The sequence below is a fragment of the Sphingobium sp. 15-1 genome, assembly GCF_013375535.1.
In the GTDB taxonomy this organism is placed as follows: domain Bacteria; phylum Pseudomonadota; class Alphaproteobacteria; order Sphingomonadales; family Sphingomonadaceae; genus Sphingobium; species Sphingobium aromaticivastans.
This window is the reverse complement of the sequence record NZ_JABXJG010000001.1, coordinates 2,022,097-2,035,049: the sequence shown is the minus strand read 5'-3', so window position 1 is coordinate 2,035,049 and position 12,953 is coordinate 2,022,097. Positions and strand designations below refer to the sequence as shown.

The following is a 12,953-nucleotide window of genomic DNA, read 5'->3' as shown; positions in this document are numbered from 1 at the left end:
GTCTGCCCGCGTTCCCAAGACGCTGACAGACGAGTGCGAGTGACTGGCCCTTCGCGATGACCGACTTTCCGATGATCGATACGCCGTCCCCCAATTTCGACGAGCGCAGCCTGCCGGTTTCCATGCTGGTGCTGCACTATACCGGGATGGCCGACGCGGCGACCGCGATCAACTGGATGGCCAGCCCGGAATCGAAGGTGTCCGCCCATTATGTCGTGACGGAGGATGGGCAGGTCATCCGCATGGTGGATGAGGACAAGCGCGCCTGGCATGCGGGGCGGGCGCATTGGCGCGGCATCGACGACATCAATTCCGCGAGCATCGGCATAGAGATCGTCAATCCGGGGCATGAATGGGGCTACCGGCCCTTCCCGGACGCGCAGATGGGGTCGCTGATCCCGCTGATCCACCAGATCGTGCAGCGCCACAAGATCACCCGTGGCAACATCGTCGGCCATAGCGACGTCGCCCCGGCGCGCAAGCAGGACCCGGGCGAGCTTTTCCCCTGGGGGCAATTGGCGCGGCTGCGGCTGGCCCTGCCGCGCCCGACCAAGAATCTGATGGACCCGCATTGGAGCGACGGCGGCTTCATGCTGGCGCTGGAGCGTTTCGGATACGACATTGCCGAGCCGCAGGCGGCGGTGGTGGCGTTCCAGCGGCGCTTCCGGCCGGAGCTGATCGACGGGATCATCGATGGCGAGTGCCGGGCGATCCTGCTGGCGCTGCTGCTGCCCAAGCCCCAGGGTGAGGACTAGGGCCTTAAGCGGCGCGATGATTAAGCGGGGATGACGGGAGCGTTGGACCTGTGTATAGGCGCCTCTGCCAGAGGGCCGGGCGGCCGCGGCGTGGCGGGTAACTTCCACGGCGAGGAAAGTCCGGGCTCCACGAAATGACGGTGCCGGCTAACGGCCGGCTGGAGTGATCCAAGGGACAGTGCAACAGAAAGCAGGTCGCTACAGCTTCGGCTCAGCGAAATTGAAAGGGTGCGGTAAGAGCGCACCGCGTCTCCGGCAACGGAAGGCGGCACGGTAAACCCCACCGGGAGCAAGACCGAATAGGGGCGGCGCGCAGTTTCGGCTGCTAGGCCTGTTTCGGCTGAGACCGCCCGGGTTGGTTGCTTGAGGGACGGAGCAATCCGTCCCCTAGAGGAATGGTCGCCACCCTTCGCAAGAGGGGGACAGAACCCGGCTTACAGGCCCTCTGGCATTTTATTCCTCCCTATGCGGAGCATGGGGAGGGGGACCGCTCGCGAAGCGAGTGGTGGAGGGGGCGACGGTGCAACCGTCGCTAGCGCGACGGCCCCTCCACCCTTCGCTTCGCGAACGGTCCCCCTCCCCATCTTGCGATGGGGAGGATTTAAATAACGGCAATTTTCATCCGCAGCCGGGGTGGCTTTCCGCCTGCGGCCTGCCTAATTTGGGAACCATGGCAAGAAGCAGCCGATCCAATGACTGGGGTTTTCCCCGCTGGCGCAGCTATGGCGCATCGCGTGAGGCGCAGCAGGTGCGTCTGTGCGACCGGCACGGCTGCGACCGCCCCGGCGACTGCCCCGCGCCCAAATCGCCCAACAGCCGCGAGCGCTGGTATTTCTGCACCGATCATGCGGCGGAATATAACCGCAACTGGGATTATTTTCAGGGCCTCGACCGGGAGGAGCGGGAACAGCGCGAGCGGGCCGAGCGGCGCGACGCGGGCGGCTATCAGAACAGCGCCTATCATGGCTGGGGCGGGCCGGGCGATGGCACCCGCTCGCGGGACGAGATGCATGCGCTCCAGGCACTGGAGCTGGAGGACGACGCCGATTTCGAGGCGGTGAAGAAAAGCTGGCGGCGTCTGGCCAAGGAATATCATCCCGACGTGAAGCCCGGCGACGCGCAGGCAGCCGTGCGCTTCCAGACGATCCAGGCCGCTTATGAAGTGCTGCGCGCCGCCGAGGAGCGGCGGACGTGGAAGCCGCGGGAGCGCGCGGATTGAAGGATCGCGTCCGGTCGAACTGGGATCATGCGGTGCTGGTCTGCCGCAAATGTTCGAAGAAGCTGGACGGCGGTTTTGGTCCCGATGGCGATGAACGGCTGGCTAAGGCGCTGCGTCGGCATCTTTCGCTGAAAAAGGGGCGCAAGGCGGGGGCGGGGATCGTCGAGGTCAATTGCCTGGGCGTCTGCCCCAAGGGCGCGGTGACGGTCGTGAATGGCGCGCAGGCGCGCGATTGGTTGCTGGTGCGGCCGGGCGCCGATCTGGATGAACTGGCCGGGGCGCTGGAATTGGCTCCGCTTGGCGAGTCGTCGAGCCGTCCCGACCGAGATATTGCTGTTCCCACGTCACCCCGGGCTTGACCCGGGGGCCCGCTTTTTTTGAGGCCGCACCCCGCCGACGAAGGCAGCGGGACCCCGGATCAAGTCCGGGGTGACGATAGGGGGATGTCCACCAGCCTCTCATCGCTGCCCTGAACCAAATTTCGACGCGCCCTTAACCCACGCGCCTGATTCGCGGCGCCTCGATCAATCCGGCATCCGCGAGCAGAGGCATCAGCAGCCCCTCTTCCTTATGCATCCGGTTCAGGATGGCGCCCAGCATCTCGCGGCTTTCGTAGCAGAAATCCGCCCATTCGCGCTCGATCCGATCGTCGCTCCAGCGGGACATATAGGCGGAAAAGGCTTGGGCGATCGGCGCCATCTCGATTTCGAGCCGGCCTGCCGTGTCGCGCAGCAGATCATGCGCCTGCCGCTGCATATTGGGGTAGAAAATCCGGTCTTCCAGCGCCAGATGCGCCATCAGCAGCCGGGCGAATTGCCAGCGCAGCGTGCCCAGTCTTTGCGGATTGCCGTCGTCCGCGATCGCTTGCCGAAACCGGGCCGCGAGAGCCTCCAGTTCGTCATGCTGTCTTTGCAATTCGTCGAGGTCCATGACCGTTTCCCTCGTCCCCTGTAAAGCATCTTCCGATAGCGGGGTTAAGAAACGGTTGTGCCGTCTTCGCAAAGACTTGGATGGATCGCCCGCCGCGCGTCCCACGCGGCGGGCGATCTGTCGTTCAGGCGGGCTGATCGGCGCGGCTGACGCCCTGGCCGTCGAGATTCTGCGCCGCGAAATCCCAGTTGATCGCTTCCTTGAGGACGCGGTCGGCATAGTTGGGGCGGGCGTTGCGATAGTCGATATAATAGGCATGTTCCCACACATCGAGGATCAGCAGCGGCGCGTGGCCTTCATGCGCGACCGGCGTGTCGGCGTCGTGATAGCTGGTCACTTCCAGCTTGCCGTCCTTCAGGATCAGTGCGGCCCAGCCGCTGGCGAAATGGCCGACGGCTTCGGCCTTCAGCTTTTCCACCAGCGCGTCGACCGAGCCGAAGGCTTCTTCGATCTTGGCCAGCAGCTCGCCGCTTGGCGCGGTCTTGGCGGGCGAGAGCGACTGCCAATAGAAAGTGTGGTTCCAGATCTGGCCGACCTGGTTGAACAGGCCGCCCTTGGACGACTTGATCAGTTCGACCAGCGACTTGCCCTGGAGCGCGGCGTCGGCGGCGACCAGTTCATTGGCCTTCACGACATAGGCATTATGGTGCTTGCCATGGTGGAAATCGAAGGTTTCGGCGGTCAAAATGTCGCCAAAAGCATCCTTGGGATAGGGCAGGGGGGGCAGGACAAAGGCCATGTGGGAACTCCTCGGGTTCTTGGGTCGGATGGCCACATAACGATGATGCGGCCGGAAGGCTCCCCGCCCCTAGCAGCGTTATCGGCTGACGGAAAACAGGATATTTTCGTCTAAGATACGGAAATATCCATGTGACAGCGGCGTAACGATCGCATAGCATCACCGGTCAGGCCGCCCGGAGAATGCGGCGGTCGGAAACTTGGGGGAAGGGTCCATGGCAAAATTCTTCGGCAATCTGCATCTTGTGCTGGTCGCGGGGCTGCTGCTCGCGATCGCGGTCATGTTCGGCGCGCATGCGGGGATGGTGGACGCCAACACGATCTTCCGATGGCTGCACCTCTTCTTCGGCATCACCTGGATCGGGCTGCTTTATTATTTCAATTTCGTCCAGATCCCGACCATGCCGAAAATCCCGGCGGAACTGAAGCCGGGCGTTTCCAAGCATATCGCGCCCGCCGCCCTGTTCTTCTTCCGCTGGGGCGCGGCGATGACGGTGCTGACCGGGCTGATCGTGGCCTGGCTGGCGGGCTATATCCATCAGGCGCTGTTGGTGCAGGCGCCCTATACGCTGATCGGCATCGGCATGTGGCTGGCGCTGATCATGGCGTTCAACGTCTGGTTCGTGATCTGGCCGAACCAGAAGAAGGCGCTGGGCATCGTCCCGGCGGAGGATGACGTGAAGGCGAAGGCGGCGACCACCGCGATGATGTTCAGCCGGATCAACACCCTGCTGTCGCTGGCGATGCTCTATTGCATGGTGAATTTTAGCTGATTTTGCTTTGACCGAATGAAGTGTGACATGCTCCTGCGCAGGCACTCGAACGAGACGAGTGGATGGTGAGAGTCCAGTTCCGACGTCTCAACTGGGTTCCTGCCTGCGCAGGAACACGGCCCACTTAATCGGACAGGTCGCCCGGCCGATCTCAACCCTGCGGCGGGGTGGTTTCGCCTATCTCTTCGCTGTCCAGCTTCTCGCCCAGGTCGAGGCCGTGGCGCATCAGCATTGGGATATTGGCGGCGGCGAAGACGACCGACACGATGGTCACGCCCCACACCTTGACGGCCAGCCAGCTATCGAAGCTCATCGTCCGGCGCATGATCTCATTGGCGAGCGCCATGGCGACGAAGAACAAGGCCCAGTTGCGCGACAGCTTGCGCCAGCCGGTCTCCGTCAGCCCGTCATAGGCGGCCTGCAGCAGATATTTGAGCAGCGGCTTGCCCCGCATCAGCCCCGCGAACAGCATCAGCGCGAAAAAGGCGTAGATGATGGTCGGCTTCAACTGGATGAAGCTCTGGTCGCGGAAATAGATGGTGAGGCCGCCGAAGAAGAGGATCAGTAGCGCGGAGAGCCAGAGCATGGGCGACACGCGGCCCAGCTTCACCCTGGAGACGATCACGGCGACGACGATTGCGGCCATGAAGGCAGCGGTGCCGAATATCATGGCGGTGATCGGATTGCCCGGCCCCCAGAGCCAGCCCGTCCCCTTGTAGCTCAGGAAGAAGACGAGGAGAGGGCCGAAGTCCAGCGCGAGGCTGAGATTGCCGTTGTGGGCGGGTTTTTTGGGGTCAGCCATATATTATCCTTCGTCATTCCCGCGAAGGCGGGAACCCATCTCCTGCCATATCCCCAGTTGCAAGGTCGGGAGATGGATCCCCGCCTTCGCGGGAATGACGGAAAAGGGATGGGAAGGGTGGCAAGCGAAGTCACCGCGCATAGGCCGTCCCCGCAATCGCCCGCGCCATGTCGCCCGGATCGAACGGCCGCAAATCCTCGATCTTCTCGCCCACGCCGATAGCATGGATGGGCAGGCGGTATTTCTCCGCCGCCGCGACCAGCACGCCGCCGCGCGCGGTGCCGTCCAACTTGGTCATGACCAGCCCCGTCACCTGCGCGACTTCCTTGAACACCTCGATCTGGCTCAACGCATTCTGTCCCGTGGTGGCATCCAGCACCAGCACAACGTCATGCGGCGCCGCCGGGTTCAACCGGCCCAGCACGCGGCGAATCTTCGCCAGCTCGTCCATCAGTTCGGTCTTGTTCTGAAGGCGGCCCGCCGTGTCGACGATCAGCACGTCGATGCCGGTTTCCGTCGCCTGCTTCACCGCGTCGAACACGATGCCCGCCGCGTCGCCGCCTTCCTTGCCCGCGACGATGGGGATGCCCAGCCGCTCCGCCCAGACCTTGAGCTGGCCGATGGCGGCGGCGCGGAACGTGTCGCCCGCCGCCAGCATCACGCCATAATCCTGCTCCAGAAAGAGGTTGGCGAGCTTGGCGATGGTGGTGGTCTTGCCCGACCCGTTGACGCCGATGACCAGGATGACCTGCGGGCGGGGGAACGCCTCGATCTCCAGCGGGCGGGCGACGGGAGCGAGGGTCTTTTCGATCTCCTCCGCGATGATCTCGCGCAGATAATCTTCGGTGAGTTCGCGATTGTAGCGCCCTTCGGACAGACGGTCGCGCACGCGGGCGGACATGGCGGGGCCAAGGTCGCTGACGATCAGCGCTTCCTCGATCTCGTCCAGGGTCTGCTCGTCGAGCGCGGCCTTGCCGAAGAGGCCGGTGAGATTCTCCCCCAGCTTGTCGGACGTGCGCTTGAGGCCGCCGAAGAGGCGATCGCGCCAGGATGTTTCAGCCATTATGCAATACCGTCATTCCCGCGAGGGCGGGAATCCATCTCCCGCCTTATCCGTAACTGCTTGCGCCGGAGATGGATTCCCGTCTTCGCGGGAATGACAAATCCCTATCACGCCGCCTCTTGCGCGATCAGCGCGCCATTCTCAAGGCCCGTGATGGCCGCATGGATGATGGAGGAGGGGGATTGCGGCGCGGTGAAGCGCACCGGGGCGAAATTTTCCGCATGGCCGGAAAGCCCGTTGCGTTCGACCAGCACGGCTTGCCGGGAGCCGATGAGGCTCTGGAGCCAGCTTTCCCGCTGCGCCTCGCAGGCGGCGCGCAGCCGGGCGGCGCGGGCCTTGATGGTGGCGCGGTCGACCTGCGGTATGCGGGCGGCGGGGGTGCCGGCGCGGGGGGAATAGGGGAAGATATGGCCGTGGACGATGGCGCATTCTTCGACCAGCCTCAGGCTGTTGTCGAACATCGCGTCGTCCTCGGTCGGGAAGCCGGCGATGATGTCGGCGCCGATGCTGATGTCCGGACGGGCGGCCTTGAGGCGTTCCACGATGCGGACGGCGTCGCTGCGGCTGTGGCGGCGCTTCATGCGCTTGAGGATCATGTCGTCGCCCGCCTGAAGCGAAAGGTGCAGGTGCGGCATCATGCGCGGCTCATGGGCGATGAGGTCGAACAGGCGCTCATCGATCTCCACGCTGTCGAGCGAGGAGAGGCGCAGCCGGGGGAGGCCGGGCACGCCCTTCAGGATGCGCTCGATCAGCAGGCCGAGCGAGGGCGCGCCGGGCAGGTCGGGGCCGTAGCTGGTGACGTCCACGCCGGTCAGGACGATTTCCTGATAGCCCGCGTCGACCAGTTCCCTGGCCTTGTCGATGACGGCGCCGGCCGGGACCGAGCGGCTGTTCCCCCGGCCATAGGGGATGATGCAGAAGGTGCAGCGATGGTCGCAGCCATTCTGCACCTCCAGGAAGGCGCGGGCATGTTCGGCAAAGGCGCTCGCCATATGGGGCGCGGTCTCGCGGACGGACATGATGTCGGAGACTTTGACCGGGGCATTCACTTCGCTCGAAACGAACGGGATGTAGTGAGCCGGGTCCATCTTCTCGCGATTGCCGATCACCGCGTCGACTTCGGCCATGGCGGCGAAGGTCTCCGGCTCCGTCTGGGCGGCGCAACCCGTCACCATGATGCGCGCATCGGGTCGGTCCCGGCGGGCGCGGCGGATGGCCTGGCGGGTCTGGCGGACTGCTTCGCCCGTCACGGCGCAACTGTTGACGACGATCAGGTCATCCTGCCCGCCCGCCATTTCGCGGATCGCCTCGCTTTCCGCGATATTGAGGCGGCAGCCGAGCGTGATGATCTGCGGCCCGCTCATCAGAAGCGCGCCCAGTCAGCCTCGCCATCGAAGACATGGGTGGCAGGGCCGGTCATCAGGATGTGCCCGCCCGGCGCCCAGTCGATCAGCAGATCGCCGCCGGGCAAGGTGACGCGGGTCGGCCCGCTCGCCAGCTTGCGCCGCACCGCCGCCACCGCTGTCGCGCAGGCGCCGGTGCCGCAGGCCCGCGTCAGGCCCGCGCCGCGCTCCCAGACGATCAGGCGGATGTGATTCTCGCCTACGACTTGCGCGAAATTCACGTTCACGCGGGCCGGGAACAGCGGGTCCGTCTCGATCATCGGCCCCAGCCGCTCGATGTCCACCGCGTCCAGATCGTCGCAGAAGAAGATCACGTGCGGATTGCCGACATTGACCGCGACCGGAGCGGGCAGCTCCTCCCAGCTTACCGGCATGGTCAGCGTGTCCATGGCGTAGGAGAGGGGGATCGCGTCCCACTCCAGCCGGGGCTCGCCCATGTCGACGCTCGCGCCGCCGTCGACGCTCTTTGCGTCCAGCAGCCCGGCCTTGGTCTCGATCAGCACGTCGCGCCCGACGAACAGGGGCACGCAGCGGGTCGCGTTGCCGCAGGCCTCCACTTCGCCGCCGTCGCTGTTGAAGATGCGCATCGACACGTCGGCGCGCGTGCTGTTGCCGATCAGGATGAGCTGGTCGCAGCCGATCCCGGCATGACGGTCGGCAATGGCCTGCGCGCGCGCCGCCGTCATGTCGAGCGCGGCTTCCCGCGCGTCGATCACGACAAAATCGTTGCCCAGCCCATGCATCTTCGAAAAACGGCCCATAGTGGGCGCGCATGTAAGGCTTGTGAGGCGAAAAGACCAGCCTATGCCGCGCTGAGCGATGCGCGCTTGCGTCCATAGAGGAAATAGACGGCCAGACCGATGGCGTTCCAGATCAGGCAGGCGAGGATAGTCTTCATCGGCAGGCTGATGAACAGATAGGCGCAGCCGCCGATCGCGCCCAGCCCGACCAGCCATCCGGCCGGGGTGCGGAAGGGGCGTTTCATGTCGGGGCTGCGCCGCCGCAGGATCAGCAGGCAGGCGCCCACGGCGGTGAAGGCGATCAGCGTCCCCGCATTGGCGAGCGCGGCGATCTCGTCGATGGGCAGCACGCCCGCGATGATCGCGACCAGCACGGCGGTGACGGCGGTGATCCGGGCGGGCGTGCCGCGCTTCGAGATTTGCGCCAGCCGCTGCGGCAGGAAACCGTCGCGGGCCATGACGAGGAAGATGCGGCTCTGCCCATAGAGGAAGCCCAGCAGCACCGTCGGCAGCGCGATCACCGCCGCGATGGCGACGATTCGCGCCACCTGACCCTGGCCCATTTCGCGCAGGATCAGCGCCAGCGGTTCAGGACTGTCGGCAAAGCGGGTGAAAGGCATGGCGCCGATGGCCGCCGCCGCGACCAGCACATAGATCAAGGTGCAGACGATCAGCGATCCGACGATGCCGATGGCGAGGTCGCGGTCCGGGTTCTTTGCTTCCTCCGCCGCGGTGGAGATGGCGTCGAAGCCGTAGAATGCGAAGAAGATGATCGCCGCCGCCGCCATGACGCCGCGCTCCACCCCGTCCGGACCCATCGACTTGGCGAAGCCGAAGGGCATGAAGGGATGGAGGTTCTGCGCGTCGAAGGCAGGCAGGGCGATGGCGACGAACAGGCTCAAGGTCGCGATCTTGATGAGGACGAGCAGCGAGTTCAGCCGGGCGCTTTCATGGGTGCCGAGCATCAGCAGCCCGGCCACCACGGCGATGATGAAGATGGCTGGCAGGTTGACGAGGCCGCCCAGTTCCGGTCCTTTGGTGAGCAATTCCGGAAAGCCCATCGAGGTCAGCAAAGGCGCGGCATAGCCCGACCAGCCCACCGCCACGGTCGACACCACCAGCGAATATTCCAGGATCAGGCTCCACCCGACGATCCAGGCGATGCCTTCGCCCAGCACGACATAGCTGTAGCTGTACGCGCTCCCGGCGGCGGGCATCATGGTGGAAAGTTCCGCATAGGCCAGCGCCGCGCAGGCGCAGATCGCGCCCGCAATGGCGAAGGACAGCAGCACCGCCGGCCCCGCCCGGTCCGCGCCGACGCCGATCAGGGTCAGGATGCCGGTCCCGACAATCGCCCCCACGCCCAGCGCCAGCAGATGCGGCCAGGACAAGGTGCGGGCCAGCCTGTGCCCTTCATGGGCGGGCATCATCGCCTCCATCGGCTTGCGGCGCGTCCAGCTCATATCTTTCTCCCCTTTTCCGGGTGTCTTGCCGTCGCGGGCGCGGCTGGCAAGAGGAATTTGTACATATGTAAGGCAACAGGCCGCTGCCCCTCGCGACTCCCCTGATATTCTGTTAGAGGGACGCAAACAAAGGTCGCGATGGCTTTCATCTTCTGCAGGGAGGGGGCGTCCCATGGATGCTGCTGCGTCGACCGTTCTGGATTCGGTCCGGAATATTGGGGTCCGGAATAACGGCTTTTATCTGGGAATGTCGGTCGCCATCGCGGCGACGGTGATTGGCGGCTTCGGCTCCTTCGCGTTGCGCGGGTTGGTGGATGTCGGCCGCGTGCCCTATTGGGTGCATGTCCATGGCGCGGTGTTCGTGAGCTGGACGCTGCTGTTCGTGATGCAGAATGCCTTCGTCCATCGCGGCTCGATGACCCTGCACCGGCGCATGGGATGGGCGGCGGTGGGGTTGGCGGCGGCGATGGTGCCGCTGGGCATCGTCACCGTGAGCATGGCGGTGGTTCTCGACCGCGTGCCGCCTTTCTTCACGCCGCCGATCTTCCTGGCGTTGAGCGCGCTGGAGCTGATCGCCTTCGTCACGCTGCTGACCGGCGCGATCCGGTTGCGGCGCCGGACCGAGTGGCATCGGCGGCTGATGCTCTGCGCCATGATTGCGATCATCGGGCCTGCCCTGGGGCGCATCCTGCCGATGCCGCTGCTGGGGCCCTGGGGCGGGCTTGCGGTGTTGGGTGGGCAGTTGCTGTTCGTGGCGGTGGGGATCGCGCATGATCTCGCCTCGCGCGGGCGGGTGCATCCGGCCTATGGAGTCGGCGCGGCGGTGATCGCGGTCGAAGGGCTGGCCGTGCCGGTGCTGGCCGCGACGCCGCCCTTCCTCTGGCTCGCTTCGGCTTTGGCGGCCTGAGTTTCGGTTGCGTCGGGCGCCCGCTTGCGTTAAGGGCGCCCCTGCAATCGGGCGGTCCGCTGCCTGATACCCTGACAGATCCATGGCGCTCAAGAGGAGCTTCGGATGGACGCTGGCCGGCGAGGATTCGCCCGCCGGCGATTTTGTCGTTTGGCGGGGTAGGCGCAGTTTTCCGGGCTTTTCGGCCCAAATGAGGTGATGATGTTCGATTCGCTAAGCGATCGTCTCGGTGGGGTATTCGACAAGCTGCGTGGGCGCGGTGCGCTGACGGAGGACGATGTCCGCGCCGCGATGCGCGAGGTGCGAATCGCGCTGCTCGAGGCCGATGTCGCCCTGCCCGTCGTCCGCCAGTTCGTCGAACAGGCGACGGAGCGGGCTGTCGGCAGCGATGTGCTGCGCTCGGTCACGCCGGGCCAGATGGTCGTCAAGATCGTCTCGGACACGCTCACCGAAACGCTGGGCGCCGAAACCTCCGAGCTGCTGATCGATGTGACCCCGCCCGCCGTCATCATGATGGTCGGTTTGCAGGGGTCGGGCAAGACCACCTCTACGGCCAAGATCGCCAAGCGGCTCAAGGAAAAAGAGCGCAAGAAGGTGCTGATGGCGTCGCTCGACGTCCAGCGCCCCGCCGCGCAGGAACAGTTGGCGGTGCTGGGCACGCAGACCGATGTGGCGACCCTGCCCATCGTGCCGGGCCAGCAGCCGGTCGACATCGCCAAGCGGGCGTTGCAAGCGGCGAAGCTGCAAGGCTTCGATGTGGTGATGCTGGACACCGCCGGCCGTCTGCACGTCGACCAAGCGTTGATGGACGAGATGAAGGCGGTGGCCGAAGTCTCCAACCCGGCGGAAATCCTGCTGGTGGTCGACTCGCTGACCGGTCAGGACGCGGTGAATGTCGCGACCAGCTTTACCGCGCAGGTGCCGCTGACGGGCGTGGTGCTGACCCGGATGGACGGCGATGCCCGTGGCGGTGCGGCGCTGTCGATGCGTGCTGTGACGGGCCGTCCGATCAAGTTCGCGGGTACCGGCGAGAAGCTGGATGCGATCGAGCAGTTCCACCCGGCGCGTGTGGCGCAGCGTATCCTGGGCATGGGCGATGTCGTCTCGCTGGTCGAAAAGGCTGCCGAGGCGGTCGACGCCGAGGAAGCGGAAAAGCTCGCCAAGAAAATGGCCAAGGGTCAGTTCGACATGAACGATCTGCGCGCCCAGTTGGGTCAAATGCGCCGCATGGGTGGTCTTGGCGCGCTGGCGGGGATGCTGCCGGGGCTGAAAAAGGCGCAGGCGGCGATGGCGAACAGCGGCGCCAACGACAAGACGCTGATCCATCTCGACGCGATGATCGGCTCCATGACGCCCAAGGAGCGGGAAAAGCCCGCCCTCATCAACGCCAAGCGCAAGATTCGCATCGCCAAGGGCAGCGGCACCACGGTGCAGGAAGTGAACCGTCTCCTGAAAATGCATCAGGAAATGGAAACGGCGATGAAGAAGATCCGCAAGATGGGCGGCCTGAAGGGGCTGGCCAAGATGTTCACCGGTGGTGGGCTCGATGGGATGCTCGGCGGTGGCGGCGCGCCTCCGCAGGGTCTGCCGGGATTGGGCGGCAATATGCCGAACCTGCCGCCCGGCTTTCAGAATTTCCTGAAGAAATAAGCAAATTCAACATTTTGGTTTAGAGTAGAAAGGTCAATTTCCATGGCAACGTCCATCCGTCTTTCGCGCGGCGGTTCCAAGAAGCGCCCCTATTACCGCATCGTCGTGGCCGACAGCCGCGCTCCGCGTGACGGCAAGTTCATCGAGCGCATCGGCAGCTACAACCCCGTCCTGCCCAAGGGCGACGAGAAGCGCGTCGTGATCGACGTCGAGCGCGCGAAGCATTGGGTTGCCGCCGGCGCCCAGCCGACCGACCGCGTGGCCCGCTTCCTCGACGCCGCCGGCGTGAAGGAACGCGCTGTCCGCAACAACCCGAAGAAGGCTGAGCCGGGTCAGAAGGCCAAGGATCGCGCCGAAGACCGCGCCGCCAAGGCTGCGGAAGCCGCTGAAGCTGCCGAAGCCGCCAAGGTTGCCGCCGCCGAAGCCGCTGCCGCTCCGGCCGTGGAAGCTCCGGCTGCTGAAGAAGCCGCTCCGGTTGAAGAAGCTGCCGCCGAGCAGACCGAAGGCTGA

14 protein-coding genes and 1 other RNA gene are annotated in these 12,953 nt (G+C 65.2%); 8 read left to right on the top strand and 7 right to left on the bottom strand.

Annotation, left to right across the window (positions count from 1 at the left end):
- The first annotated feature begins 56 nt into the window (after positions 1-56).
- From HUK72_RS09545 to HUK72_RS09530, 4 genes are all read left to right on the top strand, one after another.
- A complete protein-coding gene (locus HUK72_RS09545; RefSeq protein WP_176596580.1) occupies positions 57-755 on the top strand; it encodes an N-acetylmuramoyl-L-alanine amidase in 699 nt (232 codons plus the stop codon).
- Between the two features lie 67 nt (positions 756-822).
- Positions 823-1,208: RNase P RNA component class A (rnpB, locus tag HUK72_RS09540), an RNA gene on the top strand.
- Between the two features lie 217 nt (positions 1,209-1,425).
- A complete protein-coding gene (locus HUK72_RS09535) occupies positions 1,426-1,974 on the top strand; it encodes a J domain-containing protein (protein ID WP_176596579.1) in 549 nt (182 codons plus the stop codon).
- The gene (locus tag HUK72_RS09530) at positions 1,947-2,333 is read left to right on the top strand and encodes a (2Fe-2S) ferredoxin domain-containing protein (RefSeq protein ID WP_176596578.1); all 387 of its coding nucleotides are present in this window, start codon (positions 1,947-1,949) and stop codon (positions 2,331-2,333) included. The genes HUK72_RS09535 and HUK72_RS09530 overlap by 28 nt, the downstream gene beginning before the upstream one ends.
- Positions 2,334-2,466: 133 nt before the next feature.
- Here the strand turns inward: HUK72_RS09530 and HUK72_RS09525 are convergent, their stop codons facing one another.
- A complete protein-coding gene (locus tag HUK72_RS09525) occupies positions 2,467-2,904 on the bottom strand; it encodes a hemerythrin domain-containing protein (RefSeq protein WP_176596577.1) in 438 nt (145 codons plus the stop codon).
- A 124-nt stretch (positions 2,905-3,028) separates the two neighbouring features.
- Entirely contained in the window at positions 3,029-3,643 is a 615-nt protein-coding gene (locus HUK72_RS09520; protein WP_176596576.1) for a superoxide dismutase, read from the bottom strand.
- 214 nt (positions 3,644-3,857) lie between these two features.
- On the opposite strand from HUK72_RS09520, the gene HUK72_RS09515 reads away from it, so the two are divergent.
- Positions 3,858-4,415, top strand: coding sequence for a urate hydroxylase PuuD (locus tag HUK72_RS09515; RefSeq protein WP_176596575.1), 558 nt, complete (start codon positions 3,858-3,860; stop codon positions 4,413-4,415).
- A gap of 151 nt (positions 4,416-4,566) precedes the next feature.
- Here HUK72_RS09515 and ispZ read toward each other — a convergent pair whose 3' ends face one another.
- The 5 genes from ispZ to HUK72_RS09490 all read right to left on the bottom strand — a co-directional run bounded on the left by ispZ (position 4,567) and on the right by HUK72_RS09490 (position 9,886).
- Positions 4,567-5,217 (bottom strand): septation protein IspZ, encoded by a 651-nt coding sequence (gene ispZ, locus HUK72_RS09510; protein ID WP_176596574.1) that lies wholly within the window; start codon positions 5,215-5,217, stop codon positions 4,567-4,569.
- 130 nt (positions 5,218-5,347) lie between these two features.
- Positions 5,348-6,280: a signal recognition particle-docking protein FtsY gene (ftsY, locus tag HUK72_RS09505; protein WP_176596573.1), complete on the bottom strand. Its 933-nt coding sequence runs from the start codon at positions 6,278-6,280 to the stop codon at positions 5,348-5,350.
- A gap of 107 nt (positions 6,281-6,387) precedes the next feature.
- Entirely contained in the window at positions 6,388-7,644 is a 1,257-nt protein-coding gene (mtaB, locus tag HUK72_RS09500; RefSeq protein WP_176596572.1) for a tRNA (N(6)-L-threonylcarbamoyladenosine(37)-C(2))-methylthiotransferase MtaB, read from the bottom strand.
- Complete coding sequence (gene dapF / locus HUK72_RS09495) at positions 7,644-8,444, bottom strand: diaminopimelate epimerase (protein WP_176596571.1); 801 nt, start codon at positions 8,442-8,444, stop codon at positions 7,644-7,646. Before dapF ends, mtaB begins: the two co-directional genes overlap by 1 nt.
- Before the next feature lie 41 nt (positions 8,445-8,485).
- Positions 8,486-9,886, bottom strand: coding sequence for an amino acid permease (locus HUK72_RS09490; RefSeq protein ID WP_176596570.1), 1,401 nt, complete (start codon positions 9,884-9,886; stop codon positions 8,486-8,488).
- A 172-nt stretch (positions 9,887-10,058) separates the two neighbouring features.
- Here HUK72_RS09490 and HUK72_RS09485 point away from each other — a divergent pair, with 172 nt between their 5' ends.
- The 3 genes from HUK72_RS09485 (at position 10,059) to rpsP (ending at position 12,953) form a co-directional block, all read left to right on the top strand.
- Positions 10,059-10,793 (top strand): hypothetical protein, encoded by a 735-nt coding sequence (locus HUK72_RS09485; protein ID WP_176596569.1) that lies wholly within the window; start codon positions 10,059-10,061, stop codon positions 10,791-10,793.
- A 198-nt stretch (positions 10,794-10,991) separates the two neighbouring features.
- Positions 10,992-12,443: a signal recognition particle protein gene (gene ffh, locus HUK72_RS09480; RefSeq protein ID WP_176596568.1), complete on the top strand. Its 1,452-nt coding sequence runs from the start codon at positions 10,992-10,994 to the stop codon at positions 12,441-12,443.
- A 42-nt stretch (positions 12,444-12,485) separates the two neighbouring features.
- On the top strand, positions 12,486-12,953 hold the full coding sequence (gene rpsP / locus HUK72_RS09475; protein ID WP_176596567.1) for a 30S ribosomal protein S16: 468 nt from the start codon (positions 12,486-12,488) through the stop codon (positions 12,951-12,953).